The following is a 21,463-nucleotide window of genomic DNA, read 5'->3' as shown; positions in this document are numbered from 1 at the left end:
GCGACAAGGGGTGTCTGACCGCGGTATAGTATCGTCGCTACGTTACCTGTTCGCCGATTTCATCGGGGACGATGACGACGAGCCGCCGTTTCTGCCGGAAGGTTTGCCGGAGCCGGTGATGGCGCTGGCGAGCGAGGCCATCCATCTTCTGATCGATTATCAGGGCCCGAGCTACGCGCGGCTCTATGTCGATCGCCTGCGGCGGTTCGTCGGCAAGCAAGGCGTCAACGACGAGATGCTTGCCGAAATTGCACGCCTGATGGCGGTGCGCATGAGCTATGAGGACCCGATCCGGATCGCCCAACTCAAGCTTGCCGAACTGGCCGACCGCCCCCCTGGATCCGCCGGCTCCGTCGACGTCAGGAAATTCAGCCTTGACGAATTGATCGGCGTGCTGCCGGCGGTGATCGCCGAATACATTCTCGATGCGCTGGAATGGGTGGGCTTGAAGGACAAACGCGTCTCCATCCGCTTCAGCACGAAAAGCCGCTTCGGCATTCGCCGCCTCAAGATAGAAGCGGGGCTGCGGCGATGGCGGCTGCTTTCGGTGCGCTATGCCAAGGAGCGGGTCTGGGTCGAGCGCTGGCTGCACATGATCGACCGCGCCCTGACCAAGCAGCCGCAGGCGGCGCCGGCGATGATCCATACCGCGACCATGATCGTGGGATATGGCGAGGTCTATCGGCAGGGCATGGCGGACTGGCACGCGATCATCGACGGGCTTGCCAAGCCAACCTTCGACGGCGTGCTAGCGCTGTCGGATCTTGCCGGCGCGGTAGCCGAAGCGCGCGCCGCCGCGATGCCTGATCCGCGCCAGTCGGCGCTCAAGCGCAAGATCGCCGAAATTCGCGCGCGGGCGACTGCCGGCGCGTATGTGGGGGTGTCGTCGAGCTGAGAATGTACGGTTGGCAAAGGCGCATTGCGCCGTGGCCCACCATATATCTACGCCGGTGGTCTTGATGGTGGGCACGCTTCGCTTTGCGCACCCCACGGCGGGATCGAATAACTGGACTACGCGCTCTGCGCGGTCTTCACCACCACGACCTTGTCGTCCTGCGCATGATCCTGCGCCACGTGGCGCTTGAGATGTTCGCGGCGCAGGGTGATCTCGTCGCGCACGAATTCATAGCCGAGCTTGAAGGTGTCGAGCCCGTCGCTACTGATAGTGCCGTCGCGCAACCCGATCACAACGCGGCGCAGCACGCGTTCCAGCTCGTCCTGTAGCTCGTCGAGCGCATCGAGCGAGGTGGCATATTCCATGCGCTCGCCGATATCGAGAATGGCGGTGGCGAGCTGGCTCGCCTTTTCCGGCGCGACCCGGGTGACCTTGGCGTAGATGGCGGCAAAGATCGAGCCGATGATGCTGAGCGCGGCCAGCGCGAAATACATCAAATCACTGTAGCGCTCGACGAAGGATTTGGTTTCATCGTTGATGTATTCGGCTGCTCCCGGATGCGCGACGATGAAGGCGTCCTTGTCGGTCGCCGCGGGCTCGATCTTGGAAGCGAAGCCATCGGGCAGCGCGAGTTCGGCCTTGTTTTCGTAGATGATCCGCGCGAGGTCGCCCACGGTCGTGGTCGAAAGCCGGGATTGCGCGACCAGCAGCCACTCGAGTCCGATCGTATCGACGTCTTCCGCAGGGATGGCGGGCGAGGCGGACAGCATTCCCGTGGCCACCGTCTCCTCCGAGATCGCCGGATATTTTCTGGCGATCGCTTTTGCCGAGTCGATCGCATTCAGCGTGAAGCCGCCACGCCGGGCGTATTGCTCGTAGCTCTTGTCCTTCACGATCTGCGAGGCATGCGCGATCTTGATCACGGCGCCGATGCCCGCCGCGAACAACTGGTCGAAGGACGAAAGCGGCGGCGCCATCTGGACCCGCGCTGCCGCCTCCGGATTGTCGGACAGTTCAAGAATATTGCGCACCAGCGCAGCGCCGCTCTCGTTGCCCGCAATAACTGCGATTTTCTTTTTCTTCAGCTCGGCGGTCGATTTGATCTTCTTGCCGTTCGGGCTGATCAAGAGAAGCAGGTCGTGTTCGAGTATCGCAATCGACCGGGCGCGCGGCGGGATGCGGGCGTCGGTCCGCAAGATGGCAAGATTGGCTTCCTTGCGGTCGAATTGCGACAATGCCTTTGCATTGTCGCCATTGGCCACGATCTTCAGCCGCAGCCGCGAGGAATTATTCTTCAGCACCGCCGCCAGCCGGGCCGCAAAGCGCGCCTCGGGACCGCTCTCGTCGCCCACGGCAAACACCAGCGTCTCGGAATTGCGCAGCCAGGTCCGGCCGCCCCACACCACGGCGGCGGTGAGCACCAGTGTCAGGATGGAAAACAGCAGGATCTGGGTCCGGTTGCTTTTGACGGATCGGAGGCGGCGACGCGGCATTTTCGGATGCGGCGTGGGGGCTTCAGCACTCATGGCTCGTAACCGGCGGTGAGGGACGTGGTCGTCGCCGAACGGGCGCCGCAGGCCGTCCGAATGAATTCGTAAATACCTAGAAAAGAACGATAATTTTCCCGCGGGGCCAATGATAGCCCCGTACCATGGGATTGCAAACCGCGCCCGCCGGTAACCTTACCCTGGGGCCGACCGCGCGTGGTTGCCGCAGTATCGCAGTTCCGCCACACCGTGCGATTTTCAGACTACCAAGAGGTGCATTCCGGCGCGGGAGATGTCATAAATAATGCAACGTTCGAATAGTCCGGGTTTGAAAAGAACATTGCGCTGACAGCCTAGGCCCCGGTTTTTCGCCACCTCGTCAGTCCCCAGCCAAAGGGCGTCAGCTTTGTTGTTTCCTTCGATGTCGTCCTCGATCCCGGTAGGTGCGCTGGTAGGATGGATGCTGCTTCTCACGGTGAAGCACGTCATTGCCGACTTCATGCTGCAGACTTCCTGGATGGCGATCGGCAAGGATCAAAAGACCGGCTGGGCGCTTCCGCTCCTCGCGCACTGCCTCGTGCATCTCGCGGTGTCGCTGGTGTTGATCCTGATCGTTGCGCCGCGTTTCTGGTTCGTCGCCTTTGTCGATTTCGCCATCCACATCACGGTCGACCGTCTCAAGGGCATCATCGCGTCCCGGTTCGGCGTGACGCTCGAGAACGAGCATCCGTGGTTCTGGACGCTGATCGGCGTCGATCAGGCGCTGCACCATCTCACCGGCTTTGGCCTCGCGATTTACATGGCGGCGAACTGACCCGCGGCCGGCGGCATCGGTTTCCTTGTTTCAATCGACTTCTGCGATCAGTCGGCGCGCATCCCGCCGCGCGAATCAACTTGCCGATTCTGATTCAGCCGTGACTAGCAAGATCTCCGGAACACTACTGAAGAGCGTGGTTAACCCTTCATTAGAGAATTACGCGGCATCTTCCGGAAAGGGGAGAACCGCAATGTTTTCAAGCCGCGACGCCTTCGAGAATGATTTCTGTCCGGTCCGGGACGAATTGCTTGGCGAGATGTATCGTGCCAATCCGCACGGCCTGTCGCTGCTGGTGGAAAGTGTTTCGCCCGACGTCCGAGCCATGCTGGCGCTGTTCTGCTACCGCCGCAGCCACCTCCATGCGCTGGCGCTAGCGGTTGCCGCAAGCTGCACCGAGCGCGAACTGGTGCATTTCGGTGGCCGGGTCGGCTCCACGCTTTATGCGCTGTCGCGCGAACCCGCCGCACGCTCCGCCTCCTCGTCAGCCAATAACGGCCGCAAGCCGATCACCCTCTCGACCAAGCCGCTCTCGACCTTCAAGCCGATCGACGACGCGATTGATGATGAAGACTTCGCGGAGGCGGTGACGGCTTAACCCAGCTGTCGTCCCTGCGAACGCAGGGACCCATAACCACAAATACTTGTTGTTTTAGAAGGCGTCTGCCTGATCGCCCGATCAATAGATCACGCGGTATGGGTCCCTGCGTCCGCAGGGATGACAGAAAGCACCGGCAATCCATGCCGTTTTCGGGCCATCGCGCATTCGGCATCGCCGGGCATGCAGGTGCGGCACACTTCCGGCCGTATCGCGTAGATCAGGCAGGACGTCGCCTCGCCAACCTTGCCTGACAGTGCCGAGCAGCGATCGCCGTCGCAGCGCATTCCCGACAGTCTGTCGTTGACGAATCTTTCCGGGATCAGGTCGAGCGCCGCGTCGTCCTCGGTGGTGAATCGCGGCCAATTCTGCGAATAGCTGCAGCAGGCGCCGCAGGCCTGGCAGGGGCTTTCATTATCGGCGGCGATTCGATGCATGTTTCAGCGTTTAGCGCCAAATGAAGGCCACGGCCAGCGCACGCGTCAGGTATCTTTCGGCGCTTCCCAGACCAGGCTGCGCCGCCATTTTGCGCGCAGGATGTCGCGGCGCTCTGGATACTTCTCGTCATGATAGACCGCATCGACGACGCGGTCGGTACGGAAGCTGCGGAAATCCTTGCGCAGTTCGCACCACGCCGCGAGGATCCGCACCGCCTCGTGATAGCCGACTGCGATCGGCCAGATCGTGCGCTGGCTGTCGCGGCCATGCTCGTCGCGATAGTTCAGCGTGATCTTCTTGCCCTCGTGGATTTGCGCCCGTGTCCGCACCATGTCGATCCGGTCGGGCTCCCGGTTCCAGGCCCGTCGGGCGCGACTGGCGGGCTCCAGCACGAACGGCCGCAGGCGCTCCGGTACGGTTTCGGCAACCTTGGCCATCAGGTCCTGCGCGGCGCGCGCCAGCGCGGGATCGGCATGGCCGACCACCCATTGCGCGCCGAGCACGCAGGCCTCGATCTCGTCAGGCGTCAGCATCAAGGGCGGCAGGTCGAATCCCTTTTCCAGGATGTAGCCGACGCCGGCCTCTCCGCGGATCGGCACCCGCTGCTCGATCAGCGTCGTTATATCGCGGTAGATGGTTCGCTTCGACGTCTCCAGCTCAGCGGCAATCGCGTCCGCCGTCAGGGGTTTGCGGCTACGCCGGAGCACCTGAATGATCTGGAACAGACGGTCGGCCCGTCGCATGGCTCGTTCTCTTTTCTAAAGGTCATTCGCCCGATGCTGACAGCATGTTGGCAGCAGGGGTTCGGTATATCGGGACAACACCTCAAGTGAAGGGAATTTGTCCATGACGATTTTCAGCGAATTCGGCCCCTTGGGAAGCAGCAAGCCCCTGATAAATGCCCGCGGATTTGCATTGGAACAGCTGGTTTCCATCCACACCGTCACCATGGATCTGCGCTGGGCGATGCTTGAGCTGGCTTGGCGCTCGCTCACCGCATTGTGCGCCTTTGCACACAGGCAGCTCGTCTCTTGGGTGCGCAAGGCCCGCACCCCGCGCGCGGACGAAGCCCACGGCCGGCACTGCTGCTGCTGACACCATGGTGGCAGCAGGGGGCCGCTAGATCAGAGGCCACGTTTCCAGGGAAGATCGGGAGACCGACAATGATTACGCTTTACGGCTTCGGCGCGGGCTTCGGCCTGCCGGAGATCAGCCCCTTTGTGACCAAGACCGAGGTTCAGCTCAAGATGGCCGGCCTTGCCTATCGCAAGGAGAGGGCCAAACCGCCGTCCTCCCCGAAGGGGCAACTCCCCTACATCGTCGACGACGCCGAGACCATCGCCGATTCCACCTTCATCCGCGCGCATCTGGAAGCCAAATACGGCTTCGATTTCGATGCGCCGCTCAGCCTGCAGGCGCGCGCGCAGGCCTGGGCGTTCGAGCGGATGATGGAGCATCATGTCTACTGGGCGCTGGTCGGCGCGCGCTGGGTCGACGGTGACAATTTCGCCAAAGGCCCTTCGCACTTCTTCGACAGCGCGCCGCTGCATCTGCGTGAGAAGATGCGCGAGGACGCCCAGTTTCGCGTCGCCGAGAACTACCTCTTGAGCGGCCTCGGCCGTCACGCGCCCGATGAGGATATCGATCTTGCCATGCGCTCGCTGTTTGCGCTGTCGGTCCAGCTTGGCGACAAGCCGTTCCTGATGGGGGAGACGCCATGCGGCCTGGATGCGACGGCGTTCGGCATGCTCGCGGGAATCCTGACGCCGTTCTTCGAGTCGGTGCTGCGGCAGCGGACCGAGCAGTTCGACAATCTCACCGCCTACGTCGACCGGATGATGCTGTTGTATTACCCGGAATTCGCCTGGTCGCCGGTGCAGCAGGCCGCCTAACTACGGCGCGGGCTGGCCCTTCAGGGCTGCCAGCTCGTGCTCGAGCTCGGCGATACGGGCGTCGCGCACGGCCAGCGCCTGCGCGACATCTGCGGCATCGAACTTCTGCGGGATGTGTTGCGGGCAGTTGGTGTCCCACGCCGAGATCCGGAACAAGATGACCTGCTCGGGCCGCGCCTTGTAACCCCTCGGCATCAGCGCTTCCGTCAAGGCCGGATCGTCTTCGACAACGCGCGCCTCGCCCCAGATCTTCACCCGCCGGCGATGCGCATAGTCCATCACGAAAATATGCGCCTTCGGATTCTCCGAGAGATTGCCTTGCGTGATGTACTGCCGGTTGCCGCTGTAATCGGCAAAGGCGATCGTGTTCTTGTCGATGATGTTGACAAAGCCCTTCGGCCCGCCGCGGTGCTGGATGTAGGGCTGGCCATCGGCCGAGGCAGTTGCAAGATAGAAGCTCGTGGTCTCCGCCAGAAAGCCGGCGAGATTTTCGTCGATTTCGGTGCGCCAGCCGCCGCGCGCTTCGACGCCGGCATAGGCCTCGCGTGAGCCCTTGCGGGCCTGGATCGCCTTCACGGCCGGCGTGAACGCTACATCGCTGGAATAGGTGTGAACGTCAGGCATCTGAGCCTCCGCACGGAGCGCCAAAACGGTCGTCCTTCGGCTTGCAAAATGGGCGTTTCCGTAGCTTAAACAATCATGGGAATTGACACTTCACTGTTGCCATATATGCAATAGTGCCATGGACCGGCTCGATGCCATGGAGGCCTTTGTCGCGGTGGCCGACCTGCGCGGCTTTGCCCCTGCGGCTCGCAAGCTCGGCCTGTCGCCATCAGGCGTTACGCGGCTGATCGCGGCGCTGGAGGAGCGCCTCGGCGCGCGATTATTGCAACGGACCACGCGGCAGGTGACGCTGACGGATGCCGGCGCCCGTTACCTGGAGCGGGCGCGGCGGATTTTGGCCGATGTCGCGGAGGCGGAAGGGGCGGTCGAGGGCGAGCGCACCCGGCCGGAAGGGCAACTCGTCATCTCGGCGCCGGTCGGGTTTGGCCGGCTCCATGTCAGCGAAATCGTGACCGCCTATCTGAAGCGGTATCCCGACGTCGCCGTCGACCTCCGTTTGTCGGACCGCGTGATCAACCTCGTCGAGGACGGCGTCGATCTCGCCGTCAGGATCGGCCATCTGCCCGATTCAACGCTGGTGGCGCGCCATGTCGGCGAGATGCGGCGGATCGTGGTGGCCTCGCCGGGCTATCTCAAGCAGCGCGGCGAGCCGAGGCGGCCGGCGGACATTCCCGCGCACGACACGATCCAGTTCGGCGCCATGACCGCGGCGCTCGACTGGCGCTTCGTCGAGGACAACAGCGAGATCCGCATCGCGAGCACACCACGCTTTGCCACCAACAGTTCGGATGCCGCGATCCAATACGCGGAAGCGGACGGCGGGCTGACGCGCGTGCTGGCCTATCAGGCCGCCGAATCGCTGCGCGCAGGCCGGCTCAAAATCGTGCTGGCTCCGTTTGAGCAGCCGGCATTGCCGATCCACATCGTCTATCCGACCTCGCGGCTGCTCTCGGCGAAAGTGCGCACCTTCATCGATCTCGTCACCGAAATGGCCGACTGGCATTTCGGCTAGTCGACCTGCTCCTTCTTCGGCACCACGCGAAACGTCGCGTTCGCCCGCGCGATCACGACATCGTCGGCCTTGATCAGGCTCTGAGCGAAGCAGATCGTCTTGCCGGTCTTGACCACCTCGCTCTCGACCGCGAGCCACTGTCCGACTTCTGCGGTGCCGACGAAATCGACGGCAAGGCTGATCGTCACCAGCGACGACACCCCGCCCATCACGTGAGCGCAGCTATGGCCCATCGCGTTGTCGGCCAGCGCCGCGATCAGCCCGCCATGGATCAGGCCGCGGCCGTTGGTGTGCGGCTTTGCCAGGCGCAGCCCGATGATGATGGCATTGTCGGTCCGCTTCGAGTAAAGCGGCTCCCAGGGATCAGTCAGCGGGCTTTTGCGGGTGTGAGGCTCGAAACCCGCTGGGATATCGGTGGTTGCCATTTGCAGCTCGCGTCGTAATGTTGTTTTCGCATCATTGAACGCAACGCGCGGTGCGAAGTCACCACCTACAAAGTTTTAAACGGCATTACGACGGCTGTTTGAAATGAGCACACTTGTCGTCACCCGCGAAAGCGGGTGACCCAGTATCCAGAGACGTCAGCGATAAGACGAGGAGCCGCGGCGTACTGGATACCCCGCATTCGCGGGGTATGACGACGAAAGTTGCGAAAGCAACCCGCCGTAGGGTGGGCAAAGCGAGGCGTGTCCACCCTACGGGTCCAACGCCCTAAAACGGCAGCCCCACGTAATTCTCTGACAACGACGCCGACGCCGCCTTCGAACTGACGAGATATTCCAACTCGGCAAGCTGGATGCGCGCGCCGAATTCGCCCTGGTCGGGGAATTTGTGCAACATCGAAGTCATCCACCAGGAAAAGCGCACCGCCTTCCAGACCCGCGCCAGCGCGCGGGCCGAATAGCCGTCGATGCCGGCGGAGGACTTTTCGTCGTAATATTCGCGGAACGCGTGCGAGAGGTAATGCACGTCGCTGGCGGCGAGGTTCAGCCCCTTGGCGCCGGTCGGCGGCACGATGTGGGAGGCATCGCCGGCGAGAAACATCCGGCCAAAGCGCATCGGCTCGGCGACGAAGCTGCGCAAGGGTGCGATGCTCTTTTCGATCGAGGGTCCGGTAATAAGTTCGTCGGCCGCCTTCTGGTCGATCCGGCGCTTGAGTTCATCCCAGAACCGCTCGTCCGGCCACTGCGCGATATCGTCGTCGAGCGAACATTGCACATAATACCGGCTGCGCTTGGTCGAGCGCATGGTGCAGAGCGCAAATCCGCGCGCATGGTTCGAATAGATCAGCTCGGGGCTGACCGGCGGGGTCTCCGAGAGGATGCCGAGCCAGCCGAACGGATAGATCCGCTCATAGGTCTGGATCGCTGACGGTTTGACGCTTGCGCGGCTGACGCCATGAAAGCCGTCGCAGCCGGCGATGAAGTCGCATTCGATTTCGTGGGTGGCGCCGTCCTTGACGTAGCTGACGCGTGGGCGGTCGGTATCGAAGTCCAGCGGTTTGACGTCGGCGGCCTGATAGATGGAGGTGAGGCCGGCGGCCTTGCGGGCGTTCATCAGGTCGAGCGTCACTTCGGTCTGGCCATAGATCATGACGGTCTTGCCGGTGGCGCCATGCATGTCGATGCGGTGGCGCGCGCCGCTAAAGGCGATCTCGACGCCATGGTGGACCAGCCCCTCGCGATGGGCGCGCCCGCCGGCGCCGACCTCGTCGAGCAGCGCTACCGTGCCTTCTTCGAGCAGGCCCGCCCTGATGCGGCCAAGCACATATTCGCCCGTCTGGCGCTCGAGGATGATGTTTTCGATGCCGTAGAGGTGTAATAGTTGCCCAAGCAACAATCCTGCCGGACCTGCACCTATGATTGCTACTTTTGTCCTCAATACCCGCTCCTCCCCGGTATTATAGGTTCCGATCCCGGCGATTGCCGGCGGACTTGAATGATAGTTATATCATATAACGGTTTTGGCAAAGGTCATTCGCGCTGTCAGAACGGGTGTAGTTCGCGACAGTGCACAGACGGACGGAGAACGAGATGCTGCGGTAAGAATGTCCGCCTTGAAAACGCGCACGAGTTAGATAACATGTTAATTAACGAGACCGGGCGATCGAACAGCCCGCGTGCAAAGGGAGAGGATGCCGATGAGGAAAGCATTACTGGCGATGCTGCTGGCCGCCAGCGTGACGCCTGCGCTGGCGCAGGAAAAGACCTTCGATCTTAAGATTTCGCACTGGGTGCCGGCCTCGCATCCCCTGCAGAAGTCGCTGGAAGATTGGGCGGCCGCGGTCGAAAAGGAATCCGGCGGCACCATCAAGTCCAAGGTGTTCCCGGCCCAGCAACTCGGCAAGGCGTTCGACCATTACGACATGGCGCGCGACGGCATCGCCGACGTCACCTACGTCAACCCCGGCTATCAGCCCGGGCGTTTCCCGATCATCGGCGCCGGCGAACTGCCGTTCCTGATGTCGGACGCCAAGGGCGGCTCGATGGCGCTCGACGCCTGGTACCGCAAATATGCCGAGAAGGAGATGAAGGACGTCAAGTTCTGTCTCGCCTTCGTCCATTCGCCCTCGTCGTTCCATTCGCGCACCAAGAAGATCGTCGTGCCCGACGACATCAAGGGCATGAAGATCCGTCCCGCCCACGCCACCATGGCCAATTTCGTCACCCAGCTCGGCGGCACCAACGTGCAATCGTCCGCGCCTGAGGTCCGCGACATCATCGAGCGCGGCGTCGCCGACGCCGTCACCTTCCCGTGGGGCTCGCTGTTGCTGTTCGGCATCGACAAGGTGACGAAGTACGATATGGAGGCGCCGCTTTATGTTACGACCTTTGCCTTCGTCATCAACAAGGACAAGTACAACCAGATGTCCGACAAGCAGAAGAAGGCGATCGACAACAACTGCAACACCGAGACCGCCGGCAAGGTCGGCGAGCACTGGGGCAAGATGGAGGACGCCGGGATCGCGAAGATCAAGGCGGAGCCCAACCACGAGGTTTATCAGCTTACGCCCGAACAGATCGGACTTTGGAAGAAGGCCGCCGAGCCTCTGGTCAAGACCTGGGGCGATGGCGTCAGGAAGAACGGCGGCGACCCGGATGCGGCGCTCGCCGAGCTCAAGGCCTCGCTGACCAAGTACAACGCGCTCGCGCAGTAGAATCGTAAATAACTTCGCGGCGGCAGGAGATTACTGCCGCCGTTACTCCCTGCCATCGCCAGCCGTTCGGAGCGGACATGAATCGCGCGTGGATGGATCGTTTCATCGACACCATCGAATGGATCGCCGCCGGCTTCGTCGGTATCGTGGCGCTCAACATCTTCATCGGCGTCCTCTTGCGAAATACCTTCAACTATTCGATCCCCGACGCCTTCGACATCGGGCGGATGCTGCTCGGCATTCTGATCTTCTGGGGCATTGCCGCCACCAGCTATCGCGGCGGTCACATCACCGTCGATCTGGTCTGGGCCAATGTCGGCCCGAAATATCAGCGCATGATCGACGTGTTCGCGACGCTGGTGCTGCTCTTCGTCGTGACGGTGCAGACCTATACCTTGTTCGACAAGGTGCGCACCACCTATAACGACAACGTCCTCACCTTCGACATGCACATGCCGACCTGGCCGTTCTTCGCGATTGCCTGGGCCGGCGATGGCGCTGCGGTGCTCTTGATCGCGATCCGCACCTACCGGCTGATTTTCCACCCCGAAGACATCCATGACGCCAAGGTCAAGACGGTAGAGTAGGCCCACATGAGTACAGATGCCGTCGCCGTCATCGGATTCGTCGCGCTGTTTGCGCTGATGCTGCTCCGCGTGCCCGTTGGCATGGCGATGGGCCTCGTCGGCGTCTGCGGCTTCGGTTACCTCGTCGGCTTCACCCCGGCGCTGAAACTGGTCGGCCAGACCTCCATGCGCACGGTCACCGACTACACTTTCGGCGTGATCCCGATGTTCCTGTTGATGGGGGCGTTCGTCAGCAATTCTGGCATGAGCCGCGAATTGTTCCGCGCTGCCAACGGATTTGTCGGCCATCTCCGCGGCGGGCTCGGCATTGCAACCGTCGGGGCCTGTGGCGGCTTTGCCGCGATCTGCGGCTCGTCGGTCGCCACCGCCGCCACCTTTTCGGCAGTGGCCTATCCGGAAATGCGGCGCTATGGCTACCCGCAATCCTTTGCCACAGGCGTAATTGCGGCCGGTGGCACGCTAGGCGCCATGCTGCCGCCGTCTACCGTGCTCGCCGTCTACGGGATCATCACCGAACAGGACATCGGCAAGCTGTTCATCGCCGGCATTATCCCCGGCCTGCTCGCTATTGCCATGTACATGCTTACGATTGCGCTGATCGGCTGGTTTCGGCCTGACTTTCTGCCGGCGGGCCCGCACACGAAATGGCGTGAGCGCTTCGCCGGCCTGAAGAACATCTGGGCGCCGGTGCTGCTGTTCATCTTCGTGATCGGCGGGCTGTACGGATTGCCATTTCTGCCGCGTTTTACGCCAACTGAGGCAGGCGGCGTCGGCGCCACCGGCGCGTTCCTGATTGGCGTTCTGACGGGACGGCTGAACAAAGAAAAGATCCTGGCCTCGTTGCTGCAGGCGACACGCACCGCGGCTGCGGTGTTCACGGTACTGATCGGGGCGCTGATCTTCGGTTATTTCCTGACAGTGACGCAGACCCCGCAGAAGGTCACGGAACTTCTCACCGGCACCGGCCTCGGTCCCTACGGCATCCTTGCTCTGATCATGATAATGTATCTGGTGCTCGGTTGTCTGATGGATGCGATGGCCATGATCATCCTGACGGTGCCGATCATCTTTCCGGTCATCATGCATCTCGGCTTCGACCCGATCTGGTTCGGCGTGATCATCGTGATGACGGTCGAGCTCGGCCTCATCTCGCCGCCGATCGGCATGAATGTCTTTGTCATCAAGAGCGTCGTCGAGAACGTGTCATTCGCTACGATCTTCCGCGGCGTAATGCCGTTCGTCGTGACGGACCTGATCCGGCTCGTGATCCTGATCGCATTTCCGATATTGGCGCTGTGGCTGCCGCAGCGCATGGCGGGATAGGATCGCTACGATGAGCCCGCAGCTCGAGACCAGATACGTCTTCACCATCACCGTGCGGATCGGCGAGGTGACGTCAGCGGGCGAGATCGGCACCGGCGTGCGCCGGATCATTCCGATAACTGGCGGCGAGGTGAAAGGCGAAAAGGTCGACGGCAAGGTTCTCCCCTTCGGCGCCGACTTCCAGATCATCCGCCCGAACGAGTTGATCGAACTGGAAGCGAAATACGCCTTCGAGACCGATGACGGCGCGGTGGTCTATGTCGAGAACAAGGGCCTGCGCTTCGGCCCCGTCGAGCTCCTGCAAAAGCTCAAGCGCGGCGAACCCGTCGATCCCAAGCTGATCTATTTCCGCACTGTCCCGAGATTCGAGACCGGCGCTCCCCAATATCGCTGGCTGATGGAAAGCCTCTTCATCGGCTCCGCCGCCCGCCACACCGACCACGTCGTCATCGACGTGCATCAGGTGTTGTGAGCCACCGTTCTCAGCGCGTCATTGCAGCGACGAAGCAACCCATCTATCCCCGCGCCGAGCCATGGATTGCTTCGCTGCGCCCGCAATGACGGGGTGTGCGCGTACTCGAAGCTCCGCCGAAGACTGTCGGGCGCACTTGGCAGGCCCAACAACCACCTTGACTCCCATCTCCAAAAATCGTTATAAAACATAACTATTCTGGACAGGAAGCAATATAAGCCGATGGGAAACGCCTCCACCGCATCAGCGGGTCAATCCGACCTGCTCAAGATCGAGCAGAAAGGCGCGGTGCTGACCGTGGGCCTCAACCGTCCGGCCAAGCGCAATGCGCTGAATGACGGCATCATTCTCGCGATCCAGGATTGCTTCTCCAATCTTCCTGAAGGCATCGGCGCTGTGGTCATCCATGGCATCGGCGACCATTTCTCCTCCGGCCTCGATCTCTCCGAGCTCACCGAGCATGACGCCACGGAGGGCCTGCGCCATTCGCAGATGTGGCACCGCGTGTTCGATCGCATTCAGTATAGCCGCGTCCCCGTGATCGCGGCGCTGAAGGGGGCGGTGATCGGCGGCGGCCTCGAGCTGGCCTGCGCGGCGCATATCCGCGTTGCCGAACCATCAGCCTATTTCGCGCTGCCCGAGGGCCAGCGCGGCATCTTCGTCGGCGGCGGTGGATCGGTACGGCTGCCGCGGCTCATCGGCGTGGCGCGGATGATTGACATGATGCTCACGGGCCGGGTCTATTCGGCTACCGAGGGCGAGTCCTATGGCTTCTCGCAATACCTCACCGAAGCCGGCGGCGCGCTGCCGAAAGCGCTGGAACTCGCCGAGCGCGTCGCGGCCAACGCGCCGCTGACCAATTTTGCCGTGCTGCAGGCGCTGCCGATGATCGCCGAAGCCAATCCGCAAACGGGCCTCCTGATGGAATCGCTGATGGCGACGGTGGCGCAGAGCGACAAGGAAGCAAAACGCCGCATTCGCGCGTTTCTCGATCACAAGACCGCCAAGGTGAAGCCGACCTGACATGAGCGCCGAGCCCAGCACGTCTGCCTCGATCGACGCCGCCGTGCGCGGGGATCATCCGCTGCGCCCGATTTTGTTCGGCACGCCCGCCGTGCATGTCGAGCGCCGCGACGACGGCACCATCTACCTGCGCCCGAAAGCGCAGCTGCGTGATTATCCGGTTCGTATCACCGACCGCCTGCTTCATTGGGCTGCGGCCGCGCCCGAGCGGGTGTTCATGGCGGAGCGCAATGCAGCGCGGGGCTGGCGGCAGATCACCTATGCCGAGCTGCTGGCGTCCTCGCGGCATATCGCATCTGCGCTGCTGGCGCGCGGCCTCTCCGCGGAGAAGCCGGTCGTAATCCTCTCCGGCAACTCCATCGATCATGCGCTGGTCGCGTTCGGCGCGCTCTATGCCGGCATTCCCTTCTGTCCGGTATCGCCGGCCTATTCGCTGGTGTCGCGCGACTACGGCAAGCTCGGCTATTTGATGAAGTTGCTGACACCAGGCCTTGTGTTCGTCGACGACGCCACGAAATTCGCCGATGCGCTCGCCGCCAACGTCTCGTTCGGGACCGAGATTGCCGCCTCCCGCGGCACGGTGCCGGGGCGTGACGTCACGACGCTCGCCGATCTGATGGCGACGCCATTGCATCCGCGCCTCGACGCGGTGCACGAGGCGATCGGCCCGGATACGATCGCAAAATTCCTGCTGACGTCAGGCTCGACCGGCAACCCGAAGGCCGTCATCAATACCCAGCGCATGATCTGCGCCAACCAGGTGATGCTGCGCGAAACTTTGGCGTTCCTGAAAGATGAGCCGCCCGTCATTGTCGACTGGCTGCCATGGAATCACACGTTTGGCGGCAATCACAACATCGGGCTGACGCTGTACAATGGTGGCTCGATGTATCTCGACGAGGGCAAGCCGATGCCCGGCGGCATCGAGGAGACTGTGCGCAATCTCCAGGAGATTTCACCGACGGTCTATTTCAACGTGCCCAAGGGCTATGAATCGCTGTTGCCCTATCTGCGCGACGATGCCGACTTGCGCAAAAAATTCTTTGCCCGCCTGCAGGCGATGTTCTTCTCGGGCGCCGCACTGTCGGCCTTCGTCTGGAACAGCCTCGACGAACTCTCCGTTCGGGAGACCGGCTATCGCGTGCCGATGCTGACCGGGCTCGGCGCCACCGAGACCGCGCCGTTCTTCATGTCGGTCAATCCACATACCAGCCGCTCCGGCCATGTCGGACTGCCGGTTCTCGGCAACGACGCCAAGCTCGTGCCCAACAATGGCAAGCTCGAGGTTCGCGCCAGGGGGCCGAACGTGATGCCGGGCTATTGGCGTCAGCCTGATATCACGGCGAAGTGCTTCGACGAGGAAGGCTTCTACAAGATGGGCGATGCCATCAAGCCCGCCGATCCCGATAATTTCGACGCCGGCTTCGATTTCGACGGCCGCGTCAGTGAGGACTTCAAACTCGCCAGCGGCACCTGGGTCAGCGTCGGCCCGCTACGCGCGCGCTTCGTTGCGGCCTGCGCGCCGCTGGTCCGTGATGTCGTGATTGCCGGCATCAACCGCGACGAAATATCGGCGCTGGTGGTGCTCGATCTCGATGGCTGCCGCCTGATCAATCCGACGCTTCCGCAGGACGACCTCGCTGCGGCGGCATCCGACCCGCTGATCGTCGCGGCCTTCCGCGAGCGCTTTCAGAAGTTTTTCGCTGATGCGACAGGCTCCTCGACCCGGATCACGCGCGCGGTGCTGCTTGATGTGCCGCTGTCGATCGATCGCGGCGAAGTGACGGATAAAGGCTCGATCAACCAGCGCGCGGTGCTGGAGAATCGCGGCGCGCTGATCGAACAAATCTATTCGCCTGCGCCGCCGGCGCAGGTCATCACGCCGTAACCGAAGTAGCAAAGAGTTTTGTCAGGGAGAGCACCATGCAGTTGAAAGACCAGGCCGCCATCGTCACCGGCGGCGCATCGGGATTGGGTGCCGCGACCGCGCGCCGGCTCGCGGCGCAGGGTGCCAAGGTCGCCATCTGCGATCTCAACGCCGAACTCGCGCAGGCAGTCGCGGCCGAGATCGGCGGCGTTGCCGTGATCTGCGACGTATCGGATGCGGCCTCGGCGGAAGCTGCGATCGCAAAAGCCGCGGCGGCGCATGGTCCGGCGCGCGTGCTGGTGAACTGCGCCGGCATCGGCGTCGCCAAGCGCGTGATCGGCAAGGATGGGCCGATGGCGCTTGGTGACTTCGACAAGGTGATCAAGGTCAACCTGATCGGCTCCTTCAACATGCTGCGGCTGGCGACGGCTGCGATGTCGAAGCTCGAGCCGCTTACGACCGGCGAGCGCGGTGTGGTTATTTCGACCGCTTCCGTTGCCGCCTATGAAGGCCAGATCGGTCAGGCTGCCTATTCGGCTTCGAAGGGCGGCATCGTCGCCATGACACTGCCGATCGCGCGCGAGCTGGCGCAGTTCGGCATTCGCGTGCTGACGATCGCGCCCGGCCTCTTCCTCACGCCGCTGCTCGCCAACCTGCCGCAGGAAGCGCAGGATTCGCTTGCCGCCTCGATCCCGTTCCCACGCCGGCTCGGTCAGGCCGAGGAGTTTGCCTCGCTGGCACTGCACATGATCGACAACCCGTATCTCAATGGCGAAGTGGTGCGGCTCGATGCAGCGCTCCGCATGGCGCCGCGCTAGAGCATGCTCCGGAAAAGTGCAATGCGGTTTTCCCTCGCGACAGACGCGGAACGCGTTTGCGCAGAGATCATGCTTGAACGGAGAAATGAGATCATCATGCGACCTATAGAATCGCATGATGATCGGGGATAATTCATGTTCGTCAACAAGCGCGACGTGCAGATCCAGTGGGGCGATTGCGACCCGGCGAACATCGTTTACTACCCGCGATACTTCGCGATGTTCGACGATTCGACCTCGATCATGTTCGAAGTCGCCGGCTTTTCGAAACAGGACCTCGTCCATAAATATGGTCTGGTCGGTATACCCATGGTGGATACGCGGGCGAAATTCTACATCCCCTCAACCTATGGCGACTGGATCAGAATCGAAAGCCGGATCGAGAGCTTCAAGCGATCGAGCTTCGAGGTGGTTCACAACGTATTCAAGGCAGATGCATTGGCGATCGAGGCGTTCGAGACCCGCGTGCTGGTCGGCCGTCACCCGGACGACCCGGCGAAGTTGAAGTCTGCCCCGATGCCGCCGGAGATCATCGAGCGTTTCATGCGGGGCTGACTCGAAATCCCGCATGACCTAAAGAAGGGGCTGAACTGGCCGTCTATCTTTGCTTTACACGATAAAGAGATAATTCAAGGGAGGAATGAATGAAAAAGGCTCTTCTGTCCGCTGTGGCCGTTGTGGCGGCCCTGGCTCTGCCCGGCTTGCCGGCGGTCGCGCAGACCAACGAAATCACGATCGGCATCACCGTTACCACGACCGGACCTGCGGCAGCGCTGGGCATTCCCGAACGCAACTCGCTCGACTTCGTGCCGAAGGAAATCGGCGGTGTGCCGATCAAAATCATCGTGCTCGACGACGGTGGTGATCCGACGACGGCCACCACCAATGCACGGCGGTTTGTGACCGAATCCAAGGCCGACATCATCATGGGCTCCTCGACGACGCCGCCGACGGTCGCCGTCTCCACCGTCGCGAACGAGGCGGGAATTCCGCATTTCGGCCTAGCGCCGCTGCCGATCAACGAAGCGCGCGCGAAGTGGTCGGTGGTGATGCCGCAGCCGATTCCGATCATGGGCAAAGTGCTGTACGAGCACATGAAGGCGCATGGCATCAAGACCGTCGGCTTTATCGGCTACTCCGATTCCTACGGTGATCTCTGGGTCAACGACTTCAAGACCCAGGCCGTCCCGATGGGCCTGACCATGGTGACCGAAGAGCGCTACGCCCGTCCCGATACGTCGGTCGCCGGCCAGGTTCTGAAGCTGGTCGCCGCCAATCCCGACGCCATTCTGGTCGGCGCCTCCGGCACCGCTGCAGCGCTGCCTCAGACCACGCTGCGCGAGCGCGGCTATAAGGGCCTGATCTACCAGACCCACGGCGCTGCCAGCATGGACTTCATCCGCATCGCAGGCGCCGCGGCAGAGGGCGTGATTATGGCCTCGGGCCCGGTGATGTCACCGGAAACGCAGCCCGACAGCGCACTGACCAAGAAGCCGGGCCTTGCACTCAACACTGCCTATGAAGCCAAGTATGGCGCCAACAGCCGCAGCCAGTTCGCCGGCCATTCCTACGACGCCTTCGAAGTGCTCAAGCGCGTGATTCCGGTGGCGTTGAAGACCGCGAAGCCCGGTACGCCGGAATTCCGCGAGGCGATCCGTCTGGCGCTGATCTCGGAGAAGGAGATCGCGGCGAGCCAGGGCGTCTACAACTTCACCGAAAAAGATCGCTACGGCCTCGACGACCGCTCGCGCATCATCCTGACCGTGAAGGACGGGAAGTACGTTCCGGCGAAGTGAACGCCGTCCACTCAGCCGTCATCACCCGCGAAAGCGGGTGATCCAGTGCGCCGCGGCACCCGACGTAAACCTCGATTTCCCGGCGTACTGGATGCCCCGCCGGAGCCTGTCATCGGGCTCGAAGGCGAGACCGTTGGCGGGGCATGACGAATGTGGGATTAAATCCCGCTCGTGCCCTCGTGCTGGAAGCCGAGATAGCTCGCTGCGACCCGCTGGTTGCCGGCGATATCCTTCGCCGATCCCGAAAGGATGAACTCGCCGAGTTCCATGACGTAGGCGCGGTCGGCGATCTGCAGGGCGGCTTGCGCGTTCTGCTCGACCAACAGCACTGAGACGCCGGCGGCGCGCAATTCGCCGATGGTGCGGAAGATATCGGCGACGATGATCGGCGCGAGGCCGAGGCTTGGCTCGTCAAGCATCAACAGTCTTGGAGCGCCCATCAGCGCGCGGCCCATCGCCAGCATCTGCTGCTCGCCGCCGGAAAGCGTGCCCGCAAGTTGCTTGCGCCGCTCCTTCAGCCGCGGAAACAGCGTATAGACCCGCTCGAACGATTTTGCTGCGGTAGCCTTCGGAATACGGAAGGCGCCGAGCTGCAGATTGTCCTCGACATTCATGGTGGCGAACAGCTCGCGATGCTCGGGCACGAGACTTAGGCCCGCCGCAACGCGATCCTCGATGTCGAGCAGGGCCATGTCCGTGCCGGCGAAGGAGGTCGTGCCCTTGAGCGGCAGCACGCCCATGATGGCGTTCAGCAGCGTGGTCTTGCCGGCGCCGTTGGCGCCGATGATGGTGACGATCTCGTTGTCACGAACATCGAGCGAGACCGAACGCACAGCTTCGACCTTGCCGTAGGAAACATGGGCGTCGGAGACCGATAACAGCGCGCTCATGCGGTAGCTCCGAGATAAGCCTTGATCACGTCGGGATTGGTCTTGATCTGGCTCGGCGTGCCCTCGGCGATCTTGGTACCGAAATCGAGCACTACGACGCGGTCGGCGAGGTCCATCACAAACCCCATGTCGTGTTCTACCAGCAGCACCGACATGCCGCCGTCGCGCAACTGGCGGAGCAGGGCGGCGAGCCGCTGCTTCTCCATGTGCCGCAGGCCCGCGGCCGGCTCGTCGAGCAGCAGCAGCAAGGGATCGACGCACAGGGCACGGGCTATCTCGACGATGCGCTGCTGGCCGAGCGAGAGGCTTCCCGCGAGCTGGTCGATCTGGTCGCCGAGACCGACGCGCTCGATCTGGCGCGCGGCTTCCGCCAGCAATTTCGCCTCGTCGGCGCGGTCGAGCCGGAACATGCTGGAGATCGCCCCTGACGAGCCTCGCAGATGTGCGCCGATCGCAACGTTCTCCAGCACGGTCATGTCGGGCACCAGCTTGACGTGCTGGAAAGTGCGCGCGACGCCGAGCTTGACGACTTCCTGCGGCGGCGCGTTGTCGACCTTGCGCCCAAGCACGGAGATGGCGCCGCCGGTGGTCGTCAAGACGCCCGTGATCAGGTTGAACGTCGTGCTCTTGCCGGCGCCGTTGGGGCCGATCAGCGCGACGATCTCGCGCGCTCGAACGTCGAATGAGACATCATTGACGGCGATCACGCCGCCGAACTGCTTGCGCGCCTTCTCGATCTGCAGCAGCACGTCAGACGAAGCCTGCGCGCGCACAGGCGTGGCAAGCGGAAGCGAGCTGACGGGCGTCTTGCGGGCGGGCTTGATCGGCAGTCGCGACATCAGCCATGGCCAGACGCCGGTCGGCGCCAGTTGCAGCAGGACGACCAGCAGGATGCCGAACACGATGGTCTCGAGCTGGCTCTGGCCGCCGAAAATATAGGGCAGATAGCTTTGCAGGATCTCCTTCAGGATCACGACAATCCCGGCGCCGAGCACCGCACCCCAGACATAGCCGGCGCCGCCAACCACGGCGATGAAAAGATATTCGATGCCGGCATGCGCGCCGAACGGGGTCGGGTTGGCCGCGCGCTGGAAATGCGCATAGAGCCAGCCGGAGAGGCCGGCCAGCACCGCCGCATAGACGAACACCAGCAGTTTTGCGCGTGGCGTCTGAACGCCGAACGCTTCGCCGGCAATATGCCCGCGTCGCAGCGCGCGGATCGCGCGGCCGGTGCGGGAGTCCAGGAGGTTCATGGTCAGAAGCGCCGAGACCAGCACTGCGATCCAGATCGCGAAATAGATCGTGCCGGGATCGAGCATCCGGAAGGTGCCGATCGAAAGCGGCGGGATGCCGGAGATGCCGTCATTGCGGCCGAGGAATTCCAGCTTGCTGAACAGATAGAACAGGCCGATGCCCCAGGCGATGGTGCCGAGTGGCAGATAATGGCCTGACAGCCGCACCGTGATGATGCCGAGCAGGACGGCGGCGATGCCGCTGACCAGAAGTGAGAGCGGCAGCGTCAGCCACGGCGACACGTCATAGGCCGTGGTCAGTACCGCCGTGGTATAGGCGCCGAAGCCGCAGAACGCGGCCTGGCCGAACGAGGTGAGGCCGCCGACGCCGGTCAGGAGCACGAGGCCCATCGCCACCAGCGCAGCGAGGCCGATATTGTTGAGCAGCACGATCCAGAACGGCGGGATGCCAGGGATGAACGGGATCACCGCCATCAAAGCTGCGAAGATGATGAGGGGAGTTCGCTGATTCATCGCC

The 21,463-nt window shown here is 62.7% G+C and carries 23 protein-coding genes; 15 read left to right on the top strand and 8 right to left on the bottom strand.

Features of this window, described 5'->3' with window-relative positions:
- Positions 1 to 10: 10 nt before the first annotated feature.
- On the top strand, positions 11 to 895 hold the full coding sequence (locus J6524_RS10790) for a DUF6537 domain-containing protein (protein ID WP_225670334.1): 885 nt from the start codon (positions 11 to 13) through the stop codon (positions 893 to 895).
- A gap of 116 nt (positions 896 to 1,011) precedes the next feature.
- Here J6524_RS10790 and J6524_RS10785 read toward each other — a convergent pair whose 3' ends face one another.
- Positions 1,012 to 2,421, bottom strand: coding sequence for a TAXI family TRAP transporter solute-binding subunit (locus tag J6524_RS10785; RefSeq protein WP_225670333.1), 1,410 nt, complete (start codon positions 2,419 to 2,421; stop codon positions 1,012 to 1,014).
- A gap of 421 nt (positions 2,422 to 2,842) precedes the next feature.
- On the opposite strand from J6524_RS10785, the gene J6524_RS10780 reads away from it, so the two are divergent.
- Both J6524_RS10780 and J6524_RS10775 read left to right on the top strand, forming a co-directional pair.
- Complete coding sequence (locus tag J6524_RS10780) at positions 2,843 to 3,196, top strand: DUF3307 domain-containing protein (protein WP_225670332.1); 354 nt, start codon at positions 2,843 to 2,845, stop codon at positions 3,194 to 3,196.
- 193 nt (positions 3,197 to 3,389) lie between these two features.
- Entirely contained in the window at positions 3,390 to 3,794 is a 405-nt protein-coding gene (locus J6524_RS10775; protein ID WP_225670331.1) for a hypothetical protein, read from the top strand.
- A gap of 89 nt (positions 3,795 to 3,883) precedes the next feature.
- Here J6524_RS10775 and J6524_RS10770 read toward each other — a convergent pair whose 3' ends face one another.
- Positions 3,884 to 4,231: a YkgJ family cysteine cluster protein gene (locus tag J6524_RS10770; RefSeq protein WP_225670330.1), complete on the bottom strand. Its 348-nt coding sequence runs from the start codon at positions 4,229 to 4,231 to the stop codon at positions 3,884 to 3,886.
- A 45-nt stretch (positions 4,232 to 4,276) separates the two neighbouring features.
- Positions 4,277 to 4,975 carry a helix-turn-helix transcriptional regulator gene (locus tag J6524_RS10765; RefSeq protein ID WP_171709606.1) on the bottom strand — a complete coding sequence of 233 codons (699 nt, stop codon included), beginning with the start codon at positions 4,973 to 4,975 and terminating at the stop codon, positions 4,277 to 4,279.
- A gap of 103 nt (positions 4,976 to 5,078) precedes the next feature.
- Between J6524_RS10765 and J6524_RS10760 the strand changes: the two genes are divergently transcribed.
- On the top strand, positions 5,079 to 5,327 hold the full coding sequence (locus tag J6524_RS10760; RefSeq protein ID WP_225670329.1) for a hypothetical protein: 249 nt from the start codon (positions 5,079 to 5,081) through the stop codon (positions 5,325 to 5,327).
- A gap of 68 nt (positions 5,328 to 5,395) precedes the next feature.
- Entirely contained in the window at positions 5,396 to 6,124 is a 729-nt protein-coding gene (locus J6524_RS10755; protein WP_225670328.1) for a glutathione S-transferase family protein, read from the top strand.
- On the opposite strand, the gene J6524_RS10750 is transcribed toward J6524_RS10755, so the two are convergent.
- Positions 6,125 to 6,748 (bottom strand): pyridoxamine 5'-phosphate oxidase family protein, encoded by a 624-nt coding sequence (locus J6524_RS10750; RefSeq protein ID WP_225670327.1) that lies wholly within the window; start codon positions 6,746 to 6,748, stop codon positions 6,125 to 6,127.
- A 118-nt stretch (positions 6,749 to 6,866) separates the two neighbouring features.
- On the opposite strand from J6524_RS10750, the gene J6524_RS10745 reads away from it, so the two are divergent.
- On the top strand, positions 6,867 to 7,760 hold the full coding sequence (locus J6524_RS10745; protein ID WP_225670326.1) for a LysR family transcriptional regulator: 894 nt from the start codon (positions 6,867 to 6,869) through the stop codon (positions 7,758 to 7,760).
- Here the strand turns inward: J6524_RS10745 and J6524_RS10740 are convergent.
- A complete protein-coding gene (locus tag J6524_RS10740; protein WP_225670325.1) occupies positions 7,757 to 8,185 on the bottom strand; it encodes a PaaI family thioesterase in 429 nt (142 codons plus the stop codon). The genes J6524_RS10745 and J6524_RS10740 overlap by 4 nt on opposite strands.
- 286 nt (positions 8,186 to 8,471) lie before the next feature.
- Positions 8,472 to 9,641: a 4-hydroxybenzoate 3-monooxygenase gene (gene pobA, locus J6524_RS10735; protein ID WP_225670324.1), complete on the bottom strand. Its 1,170-nt coding sequence runs from the start codon at positions 9,639 to 9,641 to the stop codon at positions 8,472 to 8,474.
- A gap of 259 nt (positions 9,642 to 9,900) precedes the next feature.
- Here pobA and J6524_RS10730 point away from each other — a divergent pair, with 259 nt between their 5' ends.
- The 9 genes from J6524_RS10730 (at position 9,901) to J6524_RS10690 (ending at position 18,803) form a co-directional block, all read left to right on the top strand.
- Positions 9,901 to 10,917 carry a TRAP transporter substrate-binding protein gene (locus tag J6524_RS10730; protein WP_225670323.1) on the top strand — a complete coding sequence of 339 codons (1,017 nt, stop codon included), beginning with the start codon at positions 9,901 to 9,903 and terminating at the stop codon, positions 10,915 to 10,917.
- 77 nt (positions 10,918 to 10,994) lie between these two features.
- Positions 10,995 to 11,504, top strand: a complete 510-nt coding sequence (locus J6524_RS10725; RefSeq protein ID WP_225670322.1) for a TRAP transporter small permease — start codon at positions 10,995 to 10,997, stop codon at positions 11,502 to 11,504.
- Between the two features lie 6 nt (positions 11,505 to 11,510).
- On the top strand, positions 11,511 to 12,827 hold the full coding sequence (locus J6524_RS10720) for a TRAP transporter large permease (protein WP_225670321.1): 1,317 nt from the start codon (positions 11,511 to 11,513) through the stop codon (positions 12,825 to 12,827).
- 10 nt (positions 12,828 to 12,837) lie between these two features.
- Positions 12,838 to 13,299 (top strand): DUF3237 domain-containing protein, encoded by a 462-nt coding sequence (locus tag J6524_RS10715; protein WP_225670320.1) that lies wholly within the window; start codon positions 12,838 to 12,840, stop codon positions 13,297 to 13,299.
- Positions 13,300 to 13,521: 222 nt separating this feature from the next.
- A complete protein-coding gene (locus tag J6524_RS10710; protein WP_225670319.1) occupies positions 13,522 to 14,322 on the top strand; it encodes a crotonase/enoyl-CoA hydratase family protein in 801 nt (266 codons plus the stop codon).
- A 1-nt stretch (position 14,323) separates the two neighbouring features.
- Complete coding sequence (locus tag J6524_RS10705; protein ID WP_225670318.1) at positions 14,324 to 16,210, top strand: feruloyl-CoA synthase; 1,887 nt, start codon at positions 14,324 to 14,326, stop codon at positions 16,208 to 16,210.
- Between the two features lie 35 nt (positions 16,211 to 16,245).
- Complete coding sequence (locus J6524_RS10700; RefSeq protein WP_225670317.1) at positions 16,246 to 17,007, top strand: SDR family NAD(P)-dependent oxidoreductase; 762 nt, start codon at positions 16,246 to 16,248, stop codon at positions 17,005 to 17,007.
- Between the two features lie 135 nt (positions 17,008 to 17,142).
- Positions 17,143 to 17,562, top strand: coding sequence for an acyl-CoA thioesterase (locus tag J6524_RS10695; RefSeq protein ID WP_225670316.1), 420 nt, complete (start codon positions 17,143 to 17,145; stop codon positions 17,560 to 17,562).
- Positions 17,563 to 17,651: 89 nt separating this feature from the next.
- Positions 17,652 to 18,803, top strand: a complete 1,152-nt coding sequence (locus J6524_RS10690; protein WP_225670315.1) for an ABC transporter substrate-binding protein — start codon at positions 17,652 to 17,654, stop codon at positions 18,801 to 18,803.
- A gap of 158 nt (positions 18,804 to 18,961) precedes the next feature.
- Here J6524_RS10690 and J6524_RS10685 read toward each other — a convergent pair whose 3' ends face one another.
- On the bottom strand, positions 18,962 to 19,693 hold the full coding sequence (locus J6524_RS10685; protein ID WP_225670314.1) for an ABC transporter ATP-binding protein: 732 nt from the start codon (positions 19,691 to 19,693) through the stop codon (positions 18,962 to 18,964).
- Entirely contained in the window at positions 19,690 to 21,459 is a 1,770-nt protein-coding gene (locus J6524_RS10680) for a branched-chain amino acid ABC transporter ATP-binding protein/permease (protein WP_225670313.1), read from the bottom strand. Before J6524_RS10680 ends, J6524_RS10685 begins: the two co-directional genes overlap by 4 nt.
- Between the last annotated feature and the right edge of the window lie 4 nt (positions 21,460 to 21,463).

It is taken from the genome of Bradyrhizobium hereditatis (assembly GCF_020329435.1).
Taxonomy (GTDB): domain Bacteria; phylum Pseudomonadota; class Alphaproteobacteria; order Rhizobiales; family Xanthobacteraceae; genus Bradyrhizobium; species Bradyrhizobium hereditatis.
The sequence above is the reverse complement of the archived record's forward strand: the minus strand, read 5'-3'. Positions and strand labels throughout refer to the sequence as shown.